This is a genomic window from Phenylobacterium parvum (genome assembly GCF_003150835.1).
GTDB classification, from domain to species: domain Bacteria; phylum Pseudomonadota; class Alphaproteobacteria; order Caulobacterales; family Caulobacteraceae; genus Phenylobacterium; species Phenylobacterium parvum.
The window spans coordinates 840646-862930 of record NZ_CP029479.1; the positions used below are offsets into that span (position 1 = coordinate 840646).

The window sequence follows — 22285 nt, forward strand, 5'->3', positions numbered from 1 at the left end:
TTGGCCGCGTTCTCAGGAGAACATGGCCAGCTTCTCGGGGCGGATCAGGCTGCGGCGCGCCGGCAGCTCGGCCATGACGGCGTCGCGGGCCTCGGGCGTCATCTTCGACCAGCCCGCCACCTCGTTCAGCCGGCGGTAGCAGCCCATGCAAAGGCCGCTTTCGCCGTCGACGACGCAGACCTTGATGCAGGGCGTGCGCACCGCCTGCGGGGGAAGATCCGGGTCGCTCATGGCTGTCGTCGTGTCTCCGGGGGCGGGAAACCTCTTCATCGCTGGCCAAGGGCCGCGCTACAAGTCCCCGATGTTGATCCCGGTCCTTCTCCTGCTCGCCGCCGCCGAACCCCGGGACGCCGGCCAGGGGAGGGCGTCGGTGGACTGCAGGGTCGCCGAGGGCGGGCGGCTGGAGGACTGCCGGCTGGTCTCAGAGGCCCCCTCCGGCGCCAACGTCGGGGCCTTTGCCCTGCAGTTGGCCCGAAACACCCGGGTGGCCCCCGATGACCGCCGGATCCGGGCGGGCCGGATCGTGCTGGCCTTCCGGATGAAATTGCCCTGAACCGGGCCCGGGCGCGGCTTTTCAACGGCCGGTCCTTCACCTATGTGGAGCGGCGGAAAGGCGCGTATCGCCGCGCCAGACGCCGGAGCTCTCACATGAACCTGGATTTCTCCCCCGAGGACAACGCCTTCCGCCAGGAAGTCCGCACCTTCATCGCCGAAAACTATCCCAAGGCGCTGCGTGAGAAACAGGAGCGCGGCGAGACCCTCGGCAAGGAGGATTACCTCTCCTGGCACAGGATCCTGGCCAAGAAGGGCTGGGCCGTCCCGTCCTGGCCGGTCGAGCTGGGCGGCACGGGCTGGACCCCCACCCAGAAGTACATCTGGTCCGAGGAGCAGGCCCGGGCCGACACCCTCGGGGTCCTGCCCTTCGGCGTCTCCATGCTGGCGCCGGTGCTCTACACCTTTGGCACCGAGGAGCAGAAGCAGAAGTTCCTGCCGGGCATCCGCGACGGCCAGGTCTGGTGGTGCCAGGGCTATTCCGAGCCGGGCTCGGGCTCTGACCTCGCCAGCCTCAAGACCCGCGCCGAGCGCGTGACCGGCGACGACGGCAAGGAATACTACATCGTCAACGGCCAGAAGACCTGGACCACCCTCGGCCAGCATGCCGACTGGGGCTTCTTCCTGGTCCGCACCGACCCCGACGCCAAGCCGCAGTCGGGCATCTCCTTCCTGCTGATCGACATGAAGAGCCCCGGCATCTCGGTGCGCCGCATCACCACCCTGGAGGGCGGCCACGAGGTCAACGACGTCTTCCTCGACAACGTGAAGGTGCCGGTCGAGAACCGGGTCTTCCATGAAAACCAGGGCTGGACCTGCGCCAAGGCCCTGCTGGCCCACGAGCGCTCCGGCATCGCCGGCGTCGCCCGGTCCAAGCGTGGCCTGGAGCGCCTGCGCCAGATGGCCTCCACCGAGCTGTCCGACGCCGGCGGCGCCCTGATCCAGGACGCCTTCTTCCGCCGCAAGGTGGCCGAGCTGGAGATCGACCTGACGGCCCTGGAGTTCACAGAGCTGCGCACCCTGGCCGGTGAGTCCAGCGGCAAGGGCCCGGGCCCGGAGAGCTCGATCCTCAAGATCAAGGGCACCGAGATCCAGCAGCGCCTGCAGGAGCTGGCCCTGGAGGCCGCTGGCCACTACGGCGCGCCCTTCCTCGGCGAGGCGGGCCACAATTCCGGCATCGGGCCCCAGCACTCGCTGGACCTGGCCGGCGACTACTTCAACGGCCGCAAGACCTCGATCTACGGCGGCTCCAACGAGATCCAGCGCAACATCATCTCCAAGATGGTGCTGGGACTCTAAAGAACCCTAGGGAAACTCAGGAGGGGCTGCGGCCCCGGGCGGGACACAGATGGATTTCAGCTTCACCGAAGAACAGTCGATGCTCCGCGACACCGTCGCGAGCTACCTGGCCGACAACTATGGCTTCGACCAGCGCCGGGCGGCCCTCGGGCGAGAGCCACACTGGCGGCCGGACGTCTGGAGCGCCTTCGCCGACGAGCTGGGCATCCTGGGCGCGGCCTTCCCGGAGGCCCTCGGCGGCCTGGGCGGCGGCTACACCGAGAACATGGTGGTCATGGAAGAGCTGGGCAAAGCCCTCGTGGTCGAGCCCTACCTCGGCACGGTGGTCATCGGCGGCGGCTTCCTGAAGCACGGCGCCCCGGCCGGCGCGGATGAACTGATCGGCCAGATCATCGCCGGCAAGGCCATCTTCGCCTTCGCCTACGCCGAGCCCCAGGGCCGCTACAACATCCGCGACCTGAAGACGACCGCCCGCAAGGACGGGGCGGGCTACGTCCTGAACGGCCACAAGGCCGTGGTGGTCGGCGCCCCCTACGCCACCCACCTGGTCGTCACCGCCCGCACCGGCGGCGGCCAGCGCGACGCCGGCGGGATCTCGGTCTTCATCGTGCCGAAGTCGGCCAAGGGCGTGACCACCCGCGACTATCCGACCGTCGACGGCTTCCGCGCCTCGGAGGTCTACTTCGAGAACGTCGCCCTGGGCGCCGAGGCCCGGATCGGCGGCGAGGGCGAGGCCCTGCCCCTTGTCGAGAAGGTCATGGACGAGGCCATCGCGGCCACCTGCGCCGAGGCCTGCGGCGTCCTGCGCCGCCTGCAGGAAGGCACGGTCGAGTACACCAAGCAGCGCAAGCAGTTCGGCGTGCCGATCTCGTCCTTCCAGGTGCTGCAGCACCGGATGGTCGACATGTTCATCCAGCTCGAGCAGTCGATCTCGATGACCTACATGGCCACCATCCGCCTGTCCGACAGCGACGCCGAGCGGGCCAAGGCCGCCTCAGCCGCCAAGGTGCAGATCGGCAAGGCCTGCAAGTTCGTGGGCCAGAACGCCATCCAGCTGCACGGCGGCATGGGCATGACCGACGAAATGGCCATCGGCCACTACTTCAAGCGCGCCACCATGATCGAGGGCCTGTTCGGCTCCACCGACCACCACCTGGCGCGTTACGAGGCCCTGTCGCTCGGCGCGGCGGCCTGAAGCTCGGCCGCCAGGCGCGCGCGCTCGGCGGCCATCTCGGCGCGGAAGCCCTCGGTGGACCAGAGGCGGAAGTCTCCGGTCGCGTAGGCTTCCGCGTTCCTCCTGTAGAGGAAGGCGTTCAGCCGGTTGGCCAGGGTGTTGTCCCGGGTGCGCGTCACCGCGCCCGGCGATCCCATGACGATGGAGCCGGGCGGGATCACAGTGCCCTCCTTCAGGAAGGCGCCGCCGGCCACGATGGACCCCGCGCCGATCCGGCAGCCGTCCATGATGGTGGCGCCGATGCCGATCAGGCAGGCCTCGCCGATCTCGCAGCCGTGCAGGGTGACGTGGTGGGTGATCGAGCAGTCGGCGCCCACGAAGGTCCCCGTGCCGGCGCCCACGTGGATCATCACGAAGTCCTGGATGTTGGCCCGGGGGCCGATCACCACCCGGTCGCTCTCGGCTCGGACCACCACGTTGCACCAGACCGAGGCGCCGGGATGAATCTCGACCTCGCCGAACAGCCGGGCCGAGGGGTCGATCCAGGCCGCGCCCAGGTCCTTCACGTCCGGTCCGAGAAAGGGTCCGCTCATCCGCGCCTCCGTTTGCGCGAGCCTCGCCCAGGCGGCGCCTCCTGACAAGACGTCCGCGACGGGCGGAAAGCCGTTGCCCTTGTCGCCAAAGCGGGCGAAAGCCCCGGCATGAGCCCGCGCGACTTTGGCCTGATGACGCTGGTCTGCCTGATCTGGGCGGCCAACTCGATCATCTCCAAGCTCGTGATCGCCAACCTGGGCGCGCCGCCCATGTTCTACGCCGCCCTGCGTTTCGCCGTCGTCCTGGCGGTGGTCTGGCCCTGGCTCCGGAATGTCCCCCGGCCCCTCTGGCGGATGATCGTGGTGGGTCTGTGCATGGGCTGCGGCACCTTCGCCCTGGTCTTCTTCGCCCTGCAGACGGCCAGCCCCTCGGCTGTGGCCATCGTGAGCCAGCTGGGGGTCCCGGTCACGGCTGTCCTGTCCTGGTTCCTCCTGGGCGAACGCCTGGACGCCCGCCGGATCGTCGGGACGGCCATGACCCTGGCGGGCGTGGTCCTTGTCATGTGGAATCCCGACGGCCTGCACATGTCGGCGGGCCTGCTCTTCGTCGTCGCCTCGGCGGTGATCGGTTCCTTCGGCGCCGTGCTGATGAAGCAGATCGAGGGGGTGAAGCCCCTGCAATTCCAGGCCTGGGTTGGCCTGACCTCTGTGATCCCGACCCTGGGCTTCACCCTGGCCCTTGAGCAGGGGCAGGGGGCGGTGGTCGCCGCCAATCCCTGGGCCCTTGGCGCGGCGGTGCTCTTCTCCGGGCTCATCGTCTCGGTTCTGGCCCACACCCTCTACTACACCCTGATCCAGCGCTACGAGGCGACCCTGGTCTCGCCCCTGACCCTGATGACGCCGATCTTCACCATCGCCATGGGCGTGGTCTTCACCGGCGACGTGGTCGACCTGCGGATGGCGTTGGGCGCCGCACTCGCCATGGCCGGCGTCCTGGTCATCGCCTTCCGCTTCAACCAGCTCGCCCGCCTGGTCCTGCTCTTCGGCCGCGGCCAGGGCGCCTGACACGCCCTCCAGTTCCTCCCCCAGGGGGAGGTGGGCCGCGCAGCGGGCCGGAGGGGGGCAACGGCATCCAAGCTGGCGCCGCCCTGATCCCCCGCAGCAGGGAGCGCCACCCTCGCCAAAATCCGGATGCGGCCGCCGCCGATTGGCCCTAGCTTCCCGGCCATGGACTACATCGACGCCCCGTCGCCGAACTTCGACGCCCGGACCGCCCCGCCGGACATGATCGTGCTGCACTACACCGGCATGAAGACCGGCGAGGCCGCCCTGGCCCAGCTGCGCGACCCGACCCCGGGCGGGCGGGTCAGCTCCCACTACCTGGTCGAGGAGGACGGTCGGGTGTTCCGCCTTGTGGATGAGGCCCGTCGCGCCTGGCACGCCGGCGTCTCCTCCTGGAAGGGCCAGACAGACATCAACAGCCGTTCCATCGGGATCGAGATCGTCAATCCCGGTCACGAGTTCGGCTATCGCGACTTCCCCGAGCCCCAGGTCGCCGCCGTCATCGCCCTGGTGGGCGACATCCGAAGCCGCTGGACCATCGCCGACGGCGACATTGTCGGCCATTCCGACGTGGCCCCGGCCCGCAAGCCGGACCCGGGGGAGCGGTTCCCCTGGAAACGCCTGGCGGCGGCGGGGCATGGCCTGTGGGTCGAACCCCCGCCTGCGCCCGGCGCGCCCCTGGCCGAGGGGGAGGAGGGGGCCGCCGTCTTCGCCTTCCAGGCCGGCCTGACCCGGCTGGGCTACGACTGCGCGCCCACTGGACGCTTCGACGCCGCCACCCGGGAGGTCGTCACGGCCTTCCAGCGGCACTGGGTGCAGAGCCGCATCGACGGGGTCGCCGACGGCCTGACCCGCGCCCGGCTGATCGCACTCCTGCGGCTGGCCGGCGGATGATCACCGATCCGCCCCGGGTGGACGGCTTCGAGCTGCGCGCCCTGTCCGAGGCGGACGCCGCGGGCCTGCGGGACCTCTTCTCCGACCCGGAGGTCTGCGCCTTCATGGACATCGAGCCCCTCCAGACCGAGTTCGAGGCCCTCGACATCATCGACTGGGCCGAGGCCCAGGCGGCGCAGGGCCTGGGCGTACGCTGGGGTATCCGACGGCCCGGGGATCCGCGCCTCATCGGTACCGTGGGCTTCAACCGGATCGAGCGCAGCCGGGGCCGGTGGGGCGAGATCGCCTATGACCTCGCCCGCGACCAGTGGGGGCGGGGCGTCATGTCGACGATCCTGCCGGCGGTGACCGCGCGGGGCTTCACCGACTTCGGCCTCTTGCGCCTGGAGGCCATGGTGACGGTCGGGAACGCGCGCTCCTGCGCCCTCCTTGAGCGCATGGGATTCCACCTCGAAGGGGTCCTGGCGCGCCGCGGCTGGTGGAAGGACCGCGCCTGGGACCAGATGGTCTTCGCCCGCCTTGCCGATTGACGCCCGGCGTCCACAGGGCCACTGGTAGCCGCGGAACCAGACGGCCGGGCGGTCGCTCCTGTCCTTCGGGGCAGGGGAGGAAAGTCCGGGCTCCACTACGACATGGCGGCGGGTAACGCCCGCCGGGGGCGACCCCAGGGATAGCGCCACAGAGAGCAGACCGCCCCGGTCGCGGCCGGGGCAAGGGTGAAAGGGTGCGGTAAGAGCGCACCGCGGACCCAGCAATGGGGACGGCATGGCAAGCCCCGCCAGGAGCAAGACCGAATAGGGACCCCGCGCCGGAGCGATCCGGCAGGGCTGTCGCAGGCCCAGGGGTCCGGGTAGGTCGCGAGAACCGTCCAGCAATGGGCGGTCCAGAGGAATGATCGCCGCGCCCGTTTCGGCGGGCGGCACAGAACCCGGCTTACAGGCCGTCTGGTTTCCATCTCTTCCCCAGATCCACGGTTATCAACAGAAGGCCCGCACGCCGGGGCTGAACAACCTGTTGTTCCCTGTATGAGCTGTGGAGGGCGAGTGGAAATTAACCATATTTGAATGAAAATCAGCTGGAATTACTGGATACTGAAATCCAGAGTCATTGTTTCCCATCTGATCCCATGATAGCCCATTGGAACCCTGAACAGGCGTCCTGGCGCACGGCTCACGCCGCGGCCGCCGCCGTTCGGGGATTGGCAGGGGCGCAGCCAGAGGGGCTGCAGGACGGGACGCTGCGGGATGTTCATCTCGACGTTCGAAAAGCAGCTGGACGCCAAGCGGCGCATCGTCGTGCCGCAGGAGTTCCGCGCGGCCGTCGCCGGCCCCTTCGACGGGGTGGTCTGTTTTCCCTCCATCGAGGCCGACTGCATCGAGGGCGGCGGCCAGGTCCTGTTCGACCGTTACCTGGGGGTGATCGAGGAGCTGGACTTCGGCGATCCCTTGCGCTCGGCCCTGGAAACCTCTGTCCTGGGCGGCATGGCGCGCCTGAGTTTCGACACCGCGGGCCGGATCACCCTCCCCGAGACCCTGTGCGACGCCTTCGGCCTGACGGACTGGGTGGTGGTGGTCGGCCTGGGCGACCGGTTCCAGATCTGGGAGCGCGACGCCTTCCAGGCCCATCGCGCCGCCCAGAGGGAGCTGGCCCGGGACGGCCTCGCCCAGCTCCGCGCCGCGCAGAGGGCCCAGAGGTCCGGACTGTCCGGCGCAGGATCGGCGGGATGACCTCGCCGCACCTCTCCGTCCTGCTGGAAGAGGTGGTCGCCGCCATCGCCCCCGCGCCCGGTCGCCACGTCGTGGACGGCACCTTCGGGGCGGGCGGCTACACGCGAGCCTTCCTCGCCGCGGGCGCCCGCGTCACCGCCTTTGACCGCGACCCTTCCGCCGCCCGGTTCGCCGAAGGCCTGGGCGCAGGCTTCACCCTGGTCTGCGCGCCCTTCTCCACCCTGGCCGACGTCCTCGGCGAGGCCTCGGTCGATGGCGTGGCCCTGGATCTCGGGGTCTCGTCCATGCAGCTGGACGAGGCCGAGCGGGGCTTTTCCTTCCTGCGCGACGGCCCCCTCGACATGCGGATGGGCGACCATGGCCCGACAGCCGCCGACATCGTCAACACCGGTGAGGCCGCCGAGATCGCGCGCATCCTGTGGCTCTATGGCGAAGAGCGGCAGTCCCGGCGGGTCGCCGCCGCCATCGTCCGCCGCCGCGAGGTCGAGCCCTTCACCCGCACCACCGACCTGGCCGAGGTGATCGAGCGGGCCCTCGGCGGCCGGCGCGGCGCCCGGGTCCATCCGGCCACCCGGTCCTTCCAGGCCCTGCGGATCGCCGTGAATGACGAACTGGCGGAGCTGGAGGCCGGCCTTCTGGCCGCCGAGCGCGCCCTGCGGCCGGGCGGACGCCTCGCCGTCGTGACCTTCCACTCCCTCGAGGACCGCATCGTGAAGGGCTTCCTGGCTGAGCGGTCGGGCCGCACGCCGGGCGGTTCGCGCCATGCGCCCGAGGCGCCGCGCGGCGCGGACCCCAGCTTCACTCTCCTGTCGGCCCGGTCGACCGCGCCGGCGGAGGCCGAGACCGCCGCCAATCCCCGCGCGCGCTCCGCCCGCCTCCGGGCCGCGGAGCGCACAGCATCCCCCGTCTGGAGGGCTGCGGCATGAACCTTCTCGAGCGCCGCCTGCTGGGCTTCCGGGCCCTGGACATCGCCCTCGCCGTCTTCCTGGTGGCCCTTATCCTGGGAGTCTACCTGGCCAAGACCCTGGCGGGGGGAGAGCGCGGCCAGATCGCCGCGGCCGAGCGCCAGATCGTCCAGGAGCGGCAGCGCATCGTCCTCCTGGAGGCCGAGGTCGCCCATCTCGAACGCCCGGACCGCCTGACCGCCCTGTCGCGGGCCTATGCCGGCCTGGGCCCCGTGGCGGCCGGCCGGGAGATCACCCCGCAGGGTCTGGCGGACGCCCTCCAGTCGCCCCAGGCGCCTGGCGCCGTCGTCCCCGTGAGCGCGGCCCCGGTCCCCTCGGCCCTGGAGACCGAGACCTCCAGCGTGGCCGAGGACGATCCCGCCGCGCCCGCCGCGTCCACTCCCGCCACTCCCGCCGCCGCCAAGTCCCCGGAGCCGAAACCATGAGCCTGATTCATACAGGTCTGCCCGCCCCCGGCTGGCGCTGGATCAAGGACCGGCTCTGGAGCCTGGAGCGCGCCTTCGAGAAGTCGCGGGCCTCCGGCCGCGCCGAGAATGACGCCCGCATCCGGATCTTCGTGGTGATGGTCCTCTTCCTGGCGGGCTTCGCCTGCCTGGCGGTGGGGGCGACCCGCCTGGCGCTTTTCTCCGGGATCGACGTGGCGGGCGTGCGTGGCGGCGGCGCGGGCCCGGGCCGGGCGCCCCTGGTGGACCGGCGCGGGGCCCTGCTGGCGGCGGACCTGCCCTATTACACCCTCTACCTCGACCCGCGTGACGTCTGGGACCGGGCGGAGACCCGTGCGGCCGTGCTATCGGCCCTTCCCGACCTTTCCGTCACCCGGCTTGACCGCGCCCTGAAGTCGTCGCGCCGGACCTTCCTGGCCGGTCCCCTCTCCCCCCGGGAGCGGGATCGCGTCCACGCCCTGGGCCTTCCGGGCCTGGTCTTCGAGCAGGAGCCCCGCCGTGTCTATCCGCTGGGGAATTCCGCCGCCCACCTGATCGGCTTTTCCGACACCGGCGGCGAGGGCCTGGCCGGCGCGGAAGGCGCCCTCAACGACCGGATCCGCGCTGGGGCCCCGGACCAGCAGCCCACGCCCCTGTCAATCGACGTCCGGGTGCAGGCCGCCCTGGACGACGAGCTGAACGCCGCGGCGACCCGCCTTCAGGCCAAGGGCGCAGTTGGCCTGATCACCAACGTCCAGACCGGCGAAATCCTCGCCATGTCCTCCTGGCCCGCCTTTGATCCCAACCACGCCGGGGAGTCCTCGCCGGACCAGCTGCGCAACCGCGCCGTCGCCTCGGTTTTCGAGATGGGCTCGACCTTCAAGGTCTTCACCCTGGCCGTGGGCCTCGATACCGGACAGATCACCCCCGAAACCGTCTTCAGCACGACCAAGGGCATGAACATCGGCTCGCGGGTGATCCGCGACCTGCACGCCGTCGGTCACGACATGACGGCGCGGGACATCTTCCTGAAGTCCTCCAACATCGGCGCCAGCCAGATCGCCCTGAAGGTCGGCGGGCCCACCATGACCAACTATTTCGAGGCCTTCGGCCTGTTCAAGGCGGCGCCGATCGAGCTGTCGGAATCGGCCCGGCCCATCCTGCCGCGGGAGTGGAATCCGAACACCGTGGCCTCGGCCTCCTTCGGTCACGCCATCTCGGTGTCGCCCGTCGCCCTGGCGGCGGGGGTGGGCTCGGTGCTCAACGGCGGTCGCTACCTGCCCCTGACCCTCCAGCCCATGCGGGCTGGCGCCCGTCCCCAGGGCCGGCAGGTCTTGAAGGAAGAGACCTCCCGCCAGATGCTCGACCTGATGCGGCGCAACGTGCTGGAAGGCTCCGGCCGCCGGGCCAATGCGCCAGGCCTGCGGGTCGGCGGCAAGACCGGTTCCGCCGAAAAGGTCATCGGCGGGCGGTATGTCCGCGACAAAGTCCTGGCCTCCTTCGCCGGGGTCTTCCCGACCGACGGCGCCCTGTCCGATGACCGGTACATGGTGCTGATCATGATCGACGAGCCGGTCGCCGACGCCGAGTCGGGCGGCCGCACCGGCGGCCTCACCGCCGCGCCGACCGCCGGCAAGGTCATTGACCGGGTCGCCCCCTTCCTGGGCGTGAACCGCCGCTTCGAGCAGGTCGCCGCCCTGCCGGCGCCCGTCGTTGCGCCCGTCCAGACGGCTCCGGCCCCTGCGGGTGGACGCTGACCGCCATGCGACTGTCCCGCATCCTCCAGAGGGACCTACCGGTCGATCCGGAGATCACCGCCGTGACTTCCGACAGCCGCAAGGCCGGGCCGGGCGTGCTCTTCGCCGCCCTGCCGGGGGTGGCGCGGGACGGCGCCGACTTCGCGCCCCAGGCGGTGGCCGCCGGCGCCGCCGCCGTGCTCTGCGGCCGGGACCTGCCTGGCCTGGGGGTTCCCGTCGTCGTCTCCGGGGATCCGCGCCGGGCCTACGCCCTGGCCGCCGCCACCCTCCAGGGGCGTCAGCCCGAGGTGGTGACCGCGGTCACCGGGACGAACGGCAAGACCTCCGTCGCCGGCTTCCGCCGCCAGATCGCCTCCGCCTCGGGGCGGGTGTCGGCCAGCATGGGCACCCTGGGCGTCCGCATTTCCGAGGCTGGCCGGGAGGATGTCGTCGTGACGCCCCCCGGGCTCACCACGCCGGACGCGGGGGACGTGGCCGTCCTGCTCGCCGAGCTGGCGGACCGCGGGGTGACCGACCTGGCCCTCGAAGCCTCGTCGCACGGCGTCGACCAGCGCCGCCTCGATGGCGTCCGTCTGTCGGCGGCCGCCTTCCTGAACCTGACCCAGGATCACCTCGACTATCACGGCGACATGGCCAGCTACCAGGCGGCCAAGCTTCGCCTGTTCGACACCCTCCTTCCTCGGGGCGCGCCGGCGGTCCTGAACGCCGACTCCCCGGCCTTTCCGGCCTTCGCCGCCGCGGCGACCCTGGCCGGCGCCGACCTGATCACCTTTGGAGAGGCTGGCCGCGACCTGCGCCTGACAAAGCGCGAGCCCCGGCCGGGCGGACAGGTCCTGACCCTGGCCTGCGCGGGCCGGGAATGGCGGGTGGACCTGCCCCTGGCCGGCGCCTTCCAGGCCATGAACGCCCTGGCGGCGGCGGGCCTCAGCCTGGCCGTCGGGGATGCGCCCGAGGCGGTCTTCGCTGCGCTCGAGGGGCTTTCCGGTGCGCCCGGGCGGCTCCAGAGGGTGGGCGCAGCCCCGGGCGGCGGCGAGGCCTATGTGGATTACGCCCACACCCCGGACGGGCTGGAGACGGTGCTGGCGGCCCTTCGGCCCCACGCCTCCGGCCGGCTGGTGGTGGTGTTCGGCGCTGGCGGCGACCGGGACCGCACCAAGCGCCCCCTGATGGGCGAGATCGCGGGCCGGCTGGCCGACCGGGCCATCGTCACCGACGACAATCCCCGCAGCGAGGACTCCGCCGCGATCCGCGCCGAGGTCCGGGCCGGTCATCCGGGCCTTGAGGAGATCGGCGACCGTCGCGCGGCGATCCGCGCCGCCGTGGCCGACCTGCGCGAAGGCGATGTCCTGGTGGTGGCCGGCAAGGGCCACGAGCAGGGCCAGACCATCGCTGGCGTGGTCCATCCCTTTGACGACGTCGCCGAGACCCTGGCGGCCCTGGAGGTGCGCGCATGACCCGGCGGTTCCTGTGGACGGGGGCCGCCCTGGCGCGGGCGACCGGCGGCAAGCTCTCCCAGGCCTTCCAGGTGCGGGGGGTCTCCATCGATACCCGGAGCCTCGAGCCCGGCGACCTTTTCGTGGCCCTCGGCGGCGCGCGCGACGGTCATGACTTCGTCGGCCAGGCCATGGCGGCGGGGGCGTCCGGGGTGCTGGCCTCGCGTCCCGTGGACGCCCCGCACGTCCGGGTGGCGGACACCTTCATCGCCCTGCAGTCCCTGGCCCTGGCCGCCCGGGAGCGGGCCGTGGACGCCCGCCGCGCGGCGGTTACGGGCTCGGTCGGCAAGACCAGCGTCACCCAGGCGGTGGCGGCGGGCCTGGCCCGCGCCGGTCGCGCCCACGCCTCGGTCAAGAGCTACAACAACCACATCGGCGTGCCCCTGACCCTGGCGCGGATGCCCGCCGAGACAGAGCGGGCGATCTTTGAGATCGGCATGAACCACGCCGACGAGATCACGCCCCTCTCGGGGATGGTGCGCCCCCACGCGGTGGCGATCACCACGGTGGGGCCCGTCCACGTGGAGAACTTTCCCGACGGCGAGACCGGCGTGGCCCGGGCCAAGGCCGAGATCTTCGACGGCGCCGCCCCGGGCGCCGTGGCCGTCCTGAACGCCGACAACCGCTGGTTCGGGTGCCTTTCCGCCCGCGCCCGCGCCCGCGGCCTGGCCGTGCGCAGCTTTGGCCGCGCCGAGGGCGCCGACGCCCGGCTGCTGGACTTTGCCGTGGACGCCGGGCGCGGCGTCGTGCGCGCGGAGATCGACGGCCGGCCCTTGGACTTGAGCCTCTCCCAGACCGGCGCCCACTGGGGCCTGAACGCCATGTGCGTCCTGCTCCTGCTGGACGCCCTGGATGTGCGGCGCGAGGACGGGATCGGCGCGCTTTCCGCCTTTGAGGCCCTGCCGGGCCGGGGCGCCGAAAGCCTGGTCCGGCTGCCGGGCGGCGGCGGCTTCACCCTGGTCGACGAGAGCTACAACGCCAATCCGATCTCCATGGCGGCCACCATCGGCTCGCTCGGCGCACGCCGGGCGGAGGGGCGGCGCATACTGGCCCTCACCGACATGCTGGAACTGGGCGAGGAGGCTCCGCGCTTCCATGCCGACCTGGCCCGTCCCATCGCGGACGCCGGGATCGACCTCGTCTACTGCGCCGGCCCCCTGATGAAATCCCTCTGGGACGCCCTTCCTTCGACTCGGCGCGGCGGTTACGCCGGTCAAGCGCCGGAACTGGCGTCCATGATCGCCGGGGCCCTGAGGCCAGGCGACCTGGTGATGGTCAAGGGGTCCAACGGGTCGCGGGCGGGGCAGGTCGCCCAGGCGCTTCGCGCCCTGGATCCCCGGACCGAGGGGGCGGGCTGATGCTGTACTGGCTGTACGAACAGGCAATCGCGGCGGGGGTTTCCCTGCCCCTGCTCAACCTCATGAAATACCTGACCTTCCGGACCGGGATGGCGCTGTTCACGGCCCAGCTCGTGGTGGTCCTGATGGGGTCGCGGTTCATCCGCTGGATGCAGGCCAAGCAGGGCCGCGGCCAGCCTATCCGCAGCGACGGCATAGAGCGCCACATCCTGGAGAAGTCAGGCACCCCCACCATGGGCGGGGTGATGATCCTGGCGGGCCTGTTCACCGGCGCCCTTTTGTGGTGCGACCTGTCCAACGCCTATGTCTGGGCCATCCTGCTGGTGACGGCGGGCTTTGGCGTGCTGGGCTTCATGGACGACTACGCCAAGGTCACCCGGCAGAGCACGGCCGGGGTGTCGGGGCGGCTGCGGCTGGTCGTCGAGACCCTGCTGGCCGGCGGCGCGGTCCTGATGATGGTGCTCTGGGGCCGCGAGGCGGCGCCGGGCTCCAGCCTCTACACCAGCGTCGCCCTGCCGGTGTTCAAGGACGTCCTGATCAACCTGGGATGGTTCTATCTCGCCTTCGGCGCCGTGGTGATCGTCGGGGCGGCGAACGCGGTGAATTTCACCGATGGCCTCGACGGCCTCGCCACCGTGCCGGTCATGATCGCCGCGGCGGCCTTTGGCCTCATCGCCTACCTGGTCGGCAACGCCGTCTTCGCGACCTACCTCCAGCTGCATGTCGTGCCCGGGGTCGGCGAGGCGGCGGTCTTCTGCGGGGCGGTGATCGGCGCCGGCCTGGGCTTCCTCTGGTACAACGCCCCGCCCGCCAAGATTTTCATGGGAGACACGGGGTCCCTGGCCCTCGGCGGCGCCCTGGGCGCCGTCGCCGTGGCGACCAAGCACGAGATCGTCCTGGCCCTGATCGGCGGCCTCTTCGTCGCCGAGACCCTGTCGGTGATGATCCAGGTCGCCTACTTCAAGCGCACCGGGAAGCGCATCTTCCTGATGGCGCCCATCCATCATCACTTCGAGAAGCTCGGCTGGTCAGAATCGACCATCGTCATCCGCTTCTGGATCATCTCCGTCATGCTGGCCATCCTGGGCCTGGCGACGCTGAAGCTGAGGTAGGGGAGGGCGCTTGATCCCGGTTCGCGGCTTCGAAGGCAAGACGGTCGCCGTCTTCGGGCTCGCCCGGACCGGCCTTGCCGCCGCACGCGCCCTCGTTGCCGGAGGGGCCGAGGTCGCTGTCTGGGACGAGCGCGCCCAGGGCCTCGCGGCCGCCCAGGCCGAAGGCCTGGAGATCGTCGACCTGTCGGTGGCCGAGTGGTCGCGCTTTGACGCCCTGATGCTTTCGCCCGGGGTGCCCCTGACCCATCCTGAGCCGCACTGGACCGTGCGGATGGCGCGCCAGGCCGGCGTGGAGATCCTGGGCGACGTCGAGCTTTTCGCCCGGACGGTAAACCTCGCCCCCGCCCACAAGCGGCCGAAGATCATCGCCATCACCGGCACCAACGGAAAGTCGACCACCACGGCCCTGATCGGGCACCTCTGCGCCCATGCCGGGCGGGACACCCGGGTCGGCGGGAACATCGGGGTGGGGGTGCTGGACCTTCCGGACATGCACGGCGGCGCCGTCTATGTCCTGGAGCTCTCCTCCTACCAGCTGGACCTGACCACCAGCCTCCGGGCCGACGTTTCGGTCCTGCTGAACATCTCGCCGGACCACCTGGACCGTCACGGCGGGATGGAGGGCTATGTCGCCGCCAAGCGGCGCATCCTCATGAACCAGACACTTGGGGACACCGCCGTGATCGGCGTCGACGATCCCTGGGGCCAGAGGCTCTGCACCGAGGTCAAGGCCTCCAATCGGCGCACCCTTGTCCCGATCTCGGCCTCCAAGGCCATCGGCCGGGGGTCTACGCCCTGCAGGGCGTGCTCTACGACGCCACGGGCGACCGGGCGGTGCAGGTGGCGGACCTTAACCGGGCGCGCTCTCTTCCGGGCCGCCACAACTGGCAGAATGCGGCGGCCGCTTACGCGGCGGTGCGCGGCCTGGGGACCCCGGCCGCCGACATCGCGGAGGGGCTTCTCGGCTTCCCCGGCCTGGCGCATCGCATGGAGACCGTCGGGCACATCCGCGGCGTGCGCTTCGTCAACGACTCCAAGGCGACCAACAGCGACGCGGCCCGCCAGGCCCTGTCCAGCTATCCGCGGGTCTACTGGATCGCCGGCGGCCGCCCCAAGGACGGTGGGATCGACGCCCTGTCCGACCTCTTTCCACGCATCGAGCGCGCCTACCTGATCGGGGAGGCCGGCCCGGCCTTCGGCGAGGCGCTCGAGGGTCGCGCGCCCCACGTGCAATGCCTGGACCTCGCTGCGGCGGTGAACCAGGCCTTTGCCGACGCCCAGGCCTCGGGGCAGGGGGGGATCGTCCTCCTGTCGCCGGCCTGCGCCTCCTTTGACCAGTTCGCGGATTTCGAGGCGAGGGGCGAGGCCTTCCGGTCCGCCGTGATGGACCTCGCCGACCATGTCGCCCGCACGGGGGACGCCGCATGAGCCCCAATCCCGCCCACCAGGCCTTCGCCCGCTCCGACCGCTCGCCCATCGGCGTGTGGTGGTGGACCATGGACCGTTGGCTCCTTGGCGCGGTGGCCGTGCTCCTGCTGCTGGGCGTGCTGATGTCCTTTGCCGCCAGTCCCGCCGCCGCAGCGCGGATGAATGTCGGCGATCCCTTCCATTTCGCCCTGAGGCAGTGCGTTTTCGCTGCCGCCGGCGCGGCGATCCTCGTAGGCGCCTCCCTGCTGGACGATCGGGGGGTCCGACGCGTGGCCTTCGTCGTCTACATCGGCGCCATACTGGTCATGGCGGCCCTGCCTTTCATCGGCCACAGCGCCAAGGGTGCGACCCGCTGGCTCGACCTCGGGGGCTTCTCGCTCCAGCCCTCGGAGTTCATGAAGCCGGCCCTGATCGTCCTGGTGGCCTGGATGTTCGCCGAGGGGCAGAAGGGACAGGGCGTTCCCGGCGTCACCATCGCCTTCCTGCTCTACGGGATCTCCGTCGCCCTGCTCCTGATCCAGCCGGATGTCGGGCAGACCATCCTGATCACCATGGCCTTCGGCGCCGCCTTCTGGATGGCGGGGGTGCCCATTTCCTGGGTCATGGGCCTGGGCGCCTCGGCCGTCGCGGGCCTCGCCTCGACCTACTTCCTGTTCCCGCACGTCGCCAGCCGCGTCGACCGGTTCATGAATCCGGACGCCGCCGACACCCACCAGGTCGACCGCGCCGCCGAGGCCATCGCCGCCGGGGGGCTGATCGGCCGGGGACCGGGCGAGGGCGTCATGAAGCGCCACGTCCCTGACCTGCACACCGATTTCATCTATTCGGTCGCGGCGGAGGAGTACGGCCTTGTCTTCTCCCTGGCCCTGATCGGACTCTTCGGCTTCCTGGTCGTGCGGGGGCTCTACCGGGCCCTGAAGCTCTCCGACCCCTTCCAGCAGGTGGCGGCGGCCGGCCTCTTCGTCCTGGTGGGCGAGCAGGTTCTGATCAACGTCGCGGTCAACCTCAACCTGATCCCGACCAAGGGCATGACCCTGCCGTTCATCTCCTACGGTGGCTCCTCGATGCTGGCCATCTGCCTGACCCTGGGCCTGGCCCTCGCCCTGACCCGCCGCCGGCCAGGCGCCTACGCCCAGGGCTGACACCGCCGCCGGGGCGCGGCGCGCCCCCTACCCAATCCCCAGGGACTCCCGTAAACCCCGCCCATGCAGAAGATCGCCGTCGTCGCCGCCGGGGGAACCGGGGGCCATCTCTTCCCGGCCCAGGCCCTGGCCGAGGCCCTGATCGCCCGAGGCTGGCGCATCGTCCTGGCCAGCGACGAGCGCGTGGCCGCCCTCGCCGAGACCTTTCCCGCCGAGCAGAGGATCGGCCTGTCGGCGCGGAGCTACCGGCCCGGCGACCTGATCGGCATGGCCCGGGCGGGCCTCGCCATCTTCGCCGGCGTACTCCAGGCCCGAGCCGCCTTCCGCGAGATCAAGCCCGACGTGGTGGTTGGCTTTGGCGGCTATCCCTCGGCGCCCGGACTTCTCGCCGCCCTGACCCAGAACCGGCCCACCGTCCTGCACGAGCAGAACGCGGTCATGGGCCGGGCGAACCGCCGGCTGGCGGGCCGGGTCCGCGCCGTGGCCTGCGCCTTTCCGATCCTGCAGAAGGCGCCCCCCGGCGTCTCCGAGCGGGCCGTGGTGGTGGGCAATCCCGTCCGGGCCGAGATCCGCGCCATCGCCGGGACTCCCTATGATCCGCCGGGCGAGACCGGGCCGATCCGGCTCCTGATCACCGGTGGCAGCCAGGGCGCGCGCCTGCTCTCCGAGCTGATGCCCGCCGCCATCGCCGCCCTGCCGGAGTCCCTCCGGGATCGCCTCGAGGTCCAGCAGCAGACCCGAAAGGAAAGCCTGGACATCGCCCGCCAGATCTATGCCGACGCCAACGTGAAGGCCGAGATCGCGCCCTTCTTCCGCGACATGGCGGGTCGACTGAAGGCTGCTCACCTGGTGATCGGCCGGTCCGGCGCCGGATCGGTCTGCGAGTTCGCCATCGCCGGCCGGCCCTCGATCCTCGTCCCCCTCGCCGTGGCCCTGGACGATGACCAGGGGCAGAACGCCCGGGTCATGGCCGAGGCCGGCGGCGCCGTCATCGCCCGCGAGGACCAGCTGACTGTCGAGACCATGTCCAACGCCCTCGCCCGGCTGCTGGTCGCTCCCGACCGGCTGTCCCGCATGGCCGCCGGCGCGGCCAGCCTTGCCCGGCCGGACGCCGCCGAGCGCCTGGCCGACCTGGTCGAGGCCGTGGCCGCCGAGGGACGCGGACGATGAACCGGCGCCGCCCCACCCCCTTTGACCTCGGCCCGGTGCACTTCGTCGGGATCGGCGGCATCGGCATGAGCGGCATCGCCGAGATCATGCTGCGGGTGGGCTACACGGTTCAGGGCTCCGACGCCCGGGCCAGCGCCAACACCGAGCGGCTGGAGAAGCTCGGCGCACGGATCTTCATCGGCCAGGATCCCCGGAACCTCGAGGGCGCCTCGGCGGTCGTCTATTCCACCGCCATCCGCCCGGACAATCCCGAGCTGGTCGAGGCCCGCGCCCGGCGCTTGCCCCTGGTCCGGCGCGCCGAGATGCTGGCCGAGCTGATGCGCCTGCAGTTCTCGGTGGCGGTCGGCGGCACCCATGGCAAGACCACGACCACCTCCCTGGTTGCGGCCCTGCTGGACGCCGGCGGCCTGGACCCCACGGTGATCAATGGCGGGATCATCAACGCCTACGGCGCCAACGCCAAGGTGGGGCAGGGCGACTGGATGGTGGTCGAGGCCGACGAGTCCGACGGCACCTTCCTGCGTCTGCGCGCCACCTGCGCGGTGGTGACCAACATCGACCCGGAACACCTGGACCACTACGGCTCCTTCGACGCCGTCCGCCGGGCGTTCCGCGAATTTGTCGAGAGCGTGCCCTTCTACGGCTTCGCCGCGGTCTGCACCGATCACCCGGAAGTCCAGGCCATGGCCGCCCGGGTGGAGAACCGGCGGCTGGTCACCTACGGGGTCAATCCCCAGGCCGAGGTCCGCGCCGAGCGGATCGAGATGGGCCCCGACGGCTGCCGCTTCGACGCCGTGATCCGTCCCCACGACGGGCCCGCCCTGCGCTGGGACGGGCTCCACCTGCCCATGGCCGGGCACCACAACGTGCTCAACGCCCTGGCGGCCATCGCGGTGGCGCGTGAACTCGGCGTGTACGAGGCGGGCGTGCGCAAGGGGCTCGCCGGGTTCGGCGGCGTGCGGCGGCGGTTCACCACCACGGGCGTCGCCGGCGGCGTCCGGGTCATCGACGACTACGGTCACCATCCCGTGGAGATCGCCGCCGTCCTGCGGGCCGCCCGGGCGGTCACCGGCGGCAAGGTCCTGGCCGTCGTCCAGCCGCACCGCTATTCGCGCCTGAAGGACCTGTTCCAGGACTTCTGCTCCTGCTTCAACGACGCCGACACGGTGATCGTCTCGGACGTCTACGCCGCGGGCGAGACGCCGCTTGCCGGCGCCAGCCGGGATGACCTGGTCGAGGGCCTGCGTCGGCATGGCCACCGCCGCGTCCTGCCCCTGCCGGGACCCGACGCCCTGGCCGCCCTGGTCAAGGCCGAGGCGTCGCCCGGTGACCTCGTGGTCTGCCTGGGGGCCGGGGACATCACGGCCTGGGCCTACGCCCTGCCGGGCCAGCTTGAGGCCCTGTCCCCGTGACCTGGCGCGACCGGTTGCCGCAGGTCCGCGGGCGACTCCTGAAGGACGAGCCCCTGGCCCCATTCACCTGGCTTCGGGTCGGCGGACCGGCGGACGTGCTCTTCCTGCCGGCGGATGAGGCCGACCTCGCCGCCTTCCTGGCGGCCCTGGACCCGGCGGTTCCCGTCACCCCCCTGGGGGTCGGTTCCAACACCCTGGTGCGCGACGGCGGCGTCGAGGGGGTGGTGATCCGTCTCGCCGGGCGGGCGTTTGCGGGCATCGAGCGGGTCGGGGACTTGCGCCTTCTGGCGGGCGCCGGCGCCCTGGACGCGCACCTGGCGCGCGAGGCCGCCGCCGCCGGTCTGGCCGGGCTGGAGTTCTACCGGGGCGTACCGGGCTCGGTGGGCGGGGCTCTGGTCATGAACGCCGGATGCTACGGCGCCGAGACCGCAGATGTCCTGGTCGAAGCCCGGGCCGTGACCCGGGACGGCCGCATCGTCCAGGTCCCGGCCCCGGAGATGGGCTTCAGCTACAGGCGCTGCGCCCGGGCGGCCGCCGGCGACCTGGTCTTCACAGCTGGCCTGTTCGAGGGGCGGCCGGACGATCCCGCCGCCATCACCGCCCGGATGGACGAGATCACCGCCCGGCGGGAGTCGAGCCAGCCGATCCGCGAGAAGACCGGCGGATCGACCTTCAAGAACCCCGAGGGCCATTCCGCCTGGAAGCTGGTGGACGCCGCCGGCTGGCGGGGCCGGGCCTTCGGCGGAGCCATGTTCTCGCCCCAGCACGCCAACTTCCTGATCAATACGGGCGAGGCCACGGCCGCCGACCTGGAGGGACTGGGCGAGAAGGTCCGGGCCGAGGTCGAGGCCCAGACCGGCGTCCGGCTCGACTGGGAGATCCGGCGGATCGGCCGCCCCGCCGGCGCGGCTTGACAGGGCCCGCCGTCCGCGCGAGGCCCGGCCCCGCCTTTCGAGAGGAGCGCGCCCATGCCGGAAGCTGATTCCCGACCCCTGGCCGGCCGCCATGTCGCCGTCCTCCTGGGCGGGCTTTCCTCGGAACGCGAGGTCAGCCTGGTGTCCGGCGCCGCCTGCGCCGATGCCCTCGAACGGCTGGGCGCAAAGGTCAGCCGGGTCGACGCCGGCCGCGACCTCGCCCAGGTCCTTTCCCGGCTTAATCCCGACGTCTGCTTCAACGCCCTGCACGGGTCGTGGGGCGAGGACGGCTGCGTCCAGGGCGTCCTGGAGACCCTGGGCCTGCCCTACACCCACTCCGGCGTACTGGCCTCGGCCCTGGCCATGGACAAGACCCGCGCCAAGGCCGTGCTGGCGGCGGCGGGGGTCACGGTGCCCGGCGGCGGGCTCTACGACCGGCGCGAGGCGGCTGCGGGCCATGTCCTGCCGCCGCCCTATGTGATCAAGCCAAATGCCGAGGGCTCGTCCGTCGGCGTCTTCATCGTCGAGGCCGGGGCCAATTCGCCCCCCGAGGCCATCGCCGCCGAGGACTGGGCCCTGGGCGACCAGGTGCTGGTGGAACCCTACATCCCGGGCCTGGAACTGGCGGTCGGGGTGATGGACGGGCGCGCCATGACCGTCACCGAGATCGTGCCCGCGGGCGGGTTCTACGACTATGACGCCAAGTACGCCGAGGGGGGTTCTACCCACGTCCTGCCAGCCCGGATTTCTCCGGCCGCGAACGCGCGGGCGATGCGCATGGCCGAGGCCGCGCACGCCGCCCTGGGGTGCACGGGCGTGACCCGTTCCGACCTTCGTTATGACGACGTTAACGACATTCTGGTTCTCCTTGAGGTGAACACGCAGCCCGGCATGACGCCGACCTCACTCGTCCCCGAGCAGGCCGCCGCGATGGGTGTGGCGTTCGACCAACTGGTGCTCTGGATGACGGAGGACGCCCATGCCCGCGGCCATGCGGGGAGGACCGTCGGCTAGGCCGACCGGACAGGGCGCGGCGACTGCCGCAGCCCGGGGCCGGACGGCTGCGCCCGGCGGCGGGCTGTCGGCCCCGACCATCCTTCTCGCCGCCCTTGGCGTGCTCCTGGCGGCCCTCATCCTCATCCTCGCCACCGGCGGACGCGGCGCGCGGATCGTCGCCACAGTGGGAGAGGGCGTTTCCGCACGGCTCGCCGGCGCCGGCTTCCGGCTCGCCGCCGTCCGGATCAAGGGCGCCTCGCCCCTGGCCACCGCAGACATCCTGAGGGCCGCGGAACTCTACAAGGACCAGCCCCTGGCGGGCCTCGACCTCGACGCCGTGCGGCGCCGTATCGAGTCCGTGGGCTGGGTGCATGACGTCCGGGTGGTGCGGCTCCTGCCGGACACCCTTCTCATCCAGGTGGTGGAGCGCCGGCAGCTGGCGATCTGGCAGGCGGGTGGCCGCCGGCAGGTGATCGACGTGCGCGGCGCCCCGATCCCCGAGGCCGACCCGGCCCGCTTTCCCGCCCTTCCGCTCGTGGTCGGGGCCGGCGCCAATGTGGGCGCGGCGGACCTTCTGCTTGAGCTGAGCCGGCGTCCCGCGGTCCTGTCGCAGGTCGACGCCCTCGTACGGGTGGACCAGCGGCGCTGGGACCTGAAACTGAAGTCCGGCGGGGTCATCCAGCTGCCGGCCGAGGGCGAGGCTGCGGCCCTGCGCCGGCTGGACGACCTGGACCGGGCCTCAGGCATGATGCGGATCGGCTTTGACCGGCTGGACCTTCGGGATCCGACCGCCGTGGCCGTGCGTCCGCGCCCGGGCGGCGCCGCTCCGGCGGCTGGGGAATTGGCGACAGAGGGATGACGGGGGTGTCGGGTGA

At 71.5% G+C, this 22285-nt stretch carries 21 protein-coding genes, 1 other RNA gene and 1 pseudogene; 21 read left to right on the forward strand and 2 right to left on the reverse strand.

Features of this window, described 5'->3' with window-relative positions:
- Nucleotides 1–12: 12 nt before the first annotated feature.
- On the reverse strand, nucleotides 13–231 hold the full coding sequence (locus HYN04_RS04015) for a DUF1289 domain-containing protein (RefSeq protein ID WP_110449561.1): 219 nt from the start codon (nucleotides 229–231) through the stop codon (nucleotides 13–15).
- On the opposite strand from HYN04_RS04015, the gene HYN04_RS04020 reads away from it, so the two are divergent.
- The 3 genes from HYN04_RS04020 to HYN04_RS04030 all read left to right on the forward strand — a co-directional run bounded on the left by HYN04_RS04020 (nucleotide 230) and on the right by HYN04_RS04030 (nucleotide 3046).
- The gene (locus HYN04_RS04020; protein ID WP_110449562.1) at nucleotides 230–553 is read left to right on the forward strand and encodes a hypothetical protein; all 324 of its coding nucleotides are present in this window, start codon (nucleotides 230–232) and stop codon (nucleotides 551–553) included. The two genes, HYN04_RS04015 and HYN04_RS04020, sit on opposite strands and share 2 nt — an antisense overlap.
- A gap of 95 nt (nucleotides 554–648) precedes the next feature.
- Nucleotides 649–1851, forward strand: a complete 1203-nt coding sequence (locus HYN04_RS04025) for an acyl-CoA dehydrogenase family protein (protein ID WP_110449563.1) — start codon at nucleotides 649–651, stop codon at nucleotides 1849–1851.
- A 49-nt stretch (nucleotides 1852–1900) separates the two neighbouring features.
- Nucleotides 1901–3046, forward strand: coding sequence for an acyl-CoA dehydrogenase family protein (locus tag HYN04_RS04030; protein ID WP_110449564.1), 1146 nt, complete (start codon nucleotides 1901–1903; stop codon nucleotides 3044–3046).
- Here the strand turns inward: HYN04_RS04030 and HYN04_RS04035 are convergent.
- Entirely contained in the window at nucleotides 3013–3618 is a 606-nt protein-coding gene (locus tag HYN04_RS04035; protein WP_110449565.1) for a gamma carbonic anhydrase family protein, read from the reverse strand. The genes HYN04_RS04030 and HYN04_RS04035 overlap by 34 nt on opposite strands.
- Nucleotides 3619–3726: 108 nt before the next feature.
- On the opposite strand from HYN04_RS04035, the gene HYN04_RS04040 reads away from it, so the two are divergent.
- The 18 genes and pseudogenes from HYN04_RS04040 (at nucleotide 3727) to HYN04_RS04125 (ending at nucleotide 22269) form a co-directional block, all read left to right on the forward strand.
- Entirely contained in the window at nucleotides 3727–4623 is an 897-nt protein-coding gene (locus HYN04_RS04040) for a DMT family transporter (protein ID WP_110449566.1), read from the forward strand.
- A gap of 162 nt (nucleotides 4624–4785) precedes the next feature.
- Nucleotides 4786–5514, forward strand: a complete 729-nt coding sequence (locus HYN04_RS04045; RefSeq protein WP_110449567.1) for an N-acetylmuramoyl-L-alanine amidase — start codon at nucleotides 4786–4788, stop codon at nucleotides 5512–5514.
- Nucleotides 5511–6044, forward strand: a complete 534-nt coding sequence (locus tag HYN04_RS04050) for a GNAT family N-acetyltransferase (protein WP_110449568.1) — start codon at nucleotides 5511–5513, stop codon at nucleotides 6042–6044. The genes HYN04_RS04045 and HYN04_RS04050 overlap by 4 nt, the downstream gene beginning before the upstream one ends.
- Nucleotides 6045–6080: 36 nt before the next feature.
- Nucleotides 6081–6466, forward strand: an RNA gene (rnpB, locus tag HYN04_RS04055) — RNase P RNA component class A.
- Nucleotides 6467–6758: 292 nt separating this feature from the next.
- Nucleotides 6759–7241 carry a division/cell wall cluster transcriptional repressor MraZ gene (locus tag HYN04_RS04060; protein ID WP_110449569.1) on the forward strand — a complete coding sequence of 161 codons (483 nt, stop codon included), beginning with the start codon at nucleotides 6759–6761 and terminating at the stop codon, nucleotides 7239–7241.
- On the forward strand, nucleotides 7238–8167 hold the full coding sequence (rsmH, locus tag HYN04_RS04065) for a 16S rRNA (cytosine(1402)-N(4))-methyltransferase RsmH (RefSeq protein ID WP_110449570.1): 930 nt from the start codon (nucleotides 7238–7240) through the stop codon (nucleotides 8165–8167). The genes HYN04_RS04060 and rsmH overlap by 4 nt, the downstream gene beginning before the upstream one ends.
- Nucleotides 8164–8631 carry a cell division protein FtsL gene (gene ftsL / locus HYN04_RS04070; protein ID WP_110449571.1) on the forward strand — a complete coding sequence of 156 codons (468 nt, stop codon included), beginning with the start codon at nucleotides 8164–8166 and terminating at the stop codon, nucleotides 8629–8631. Before rsmH ends, ftsL begins: the two co-directional genes overlap by 4 nt.
- Nucleotides 8628–10385 (forward strand): peptidoglycan D,D-transpeptidase FtsI family protein, encoded by a 1758-nt coding sequence (locus tag HYN04_RS04075; protein WP_110449572.1) that lies wholly within the window; start codon nucleotides 8628–8630, stop codon nucleotides 10383–10385. Before ftsL ends, HYN04_RS04075 begins: the two co-directional genes overlap by 4 nt.
- Nucleotides 10386–10390: 5 nt before the next feature.
- Nucleotides 10391–11839: a UDP-N-acetylmuramoyl-L-alanyl-D-glutamate--2,6-diaminopimelate ligase gene (locus HYN04_RS04080; protein WP_110449573.1), complete on the forward strand. Its 1449-nt coding sequence runs from the start codon at nucleotides 10391–10393 to the stop codon at nucleotides 11837–11839.
- On the forward strand, nucleotides 11836–13236 hold the full coding sequence (locus HYN04_RS04085; RefSeq protein WP_110449574.1) for a UDP-N-acetylmuramoyl-tripeptide--D-alanyl-D-alanine ligase: 1401 nt from the start codon (nucleotides 11836–11838) through the stop codon (nucleotides 13234–13236). Before HYN04_RS04080 ends, HYN04_RS04085 begins: the two co-directional genes overlap by 4 nt.
- Nucleotides 13236–14348, forward strand: a complete 1113-nt coding sequence (gene mraY / locus HYN04_RS04090) for a phospho-N-acetylmuramoyl-pentapeptide-transferase (RefSeq protein WP_110449575.1) — start codon at nucleotides 13236–13238, stop codon at nucleotides 14346–14348. The genes HYN04_RS04085 and mraY overlap by 1 nt, the downstream gene beginning before the upstream one ends.
- Nucleotides 14349–14358: 10 nt before the next feature.
- Nucleotides 14359–15776 (forward strand): annotated as a pseudogene (murD, locus tag HYN04_RS04095) (UDP-N-acetylmuramoyl-L-alanine--D-glutamate ligase).
- Nucleotides 15773–16918, forward strand: coding sequence for a putative lipid II flippase FtsW (gene ftsW, locus HYN04_RS04100; RefSeq protein WP_110449576.1), 1146 nt, complete (start codon nucleotides 15773–15775; stop codon nucleotides 16916–16918). Before murD ends, ftsW begins: the two are co-directional and overlap by 4 nt.
- A gap of 63 nt (nucleotides 16919–16981) precedes the next feature.
- A complete protein-coding gene (murG, locus tag HYN04_RS04105) occupies nucleotides 16982–18088 on the forward strand; it encodes an undecaprenyldiphospho-muramoylpentapeptide beta-N-acetylglucosaminyltransferase (RefSeq protein ID WP_110449577.1) in 1107 nt (368 codons plus the stop codon).
- Nucleotides 18085–19500 (forward strand): UDP-N-acetylmuramate--L-alanine ligase, encoded by a 1416-nt coding sequence (gene murC / locus HYN04_RS04110; RefSeq protein WP_110449578.1) that lies wholly within the window; start codon nucleotides 18085–18087, stop codon nucleotides 19498–19500. Before murG ends, murC begins: the two co-directional genes overlap by 4 nt.
- Entirely contained in the window at nucleotides 19497–20414 is a 918-nt protein-coding gene (murB, locus tag HYN04_RS04115; RefSeq protein WP_110449579.1) for a UDP-N-acetylmuramate dehydrogenase, read from the forward strand. Before murC ends, murB begins: the two co-directional genes overlap by 4 nt.
- Before the next feature lie 54 nt (nucleotides 20415–20468).
- The gene (locus HYN04_RS04120; RefSeq protein WP_110449580.1) at nucleotides 20469–21428 is read left to right on the forward strand and encodes a D-alanine--D-alanine ligase; all 960 of its coding nucleotides are present in this window, start codon (nucleotides 20469–20471) and stop codon (nucleotides 21426–21428) included.
- The gene (locus HYN04_RS04125) at nucleotides 21394–22269 is read left to right on the forward strand and encodes a cell division protein FtsQ/DivIB (RefSeq protein WP_110449581.1); all 876 of its coding nucleotides are present in this window, start codon (nucleotides 21394–21396) and stop codon (nucleotides 22267–22269) included. The genes HYN04_RS04120 and HYN04_RS04125 overlap by 35 nt, the downstream gene beginning before the upstream one ends.
- The last annotated feature ends 16 nt before the right edge of the window (nucleotides 22270–22285 follow it).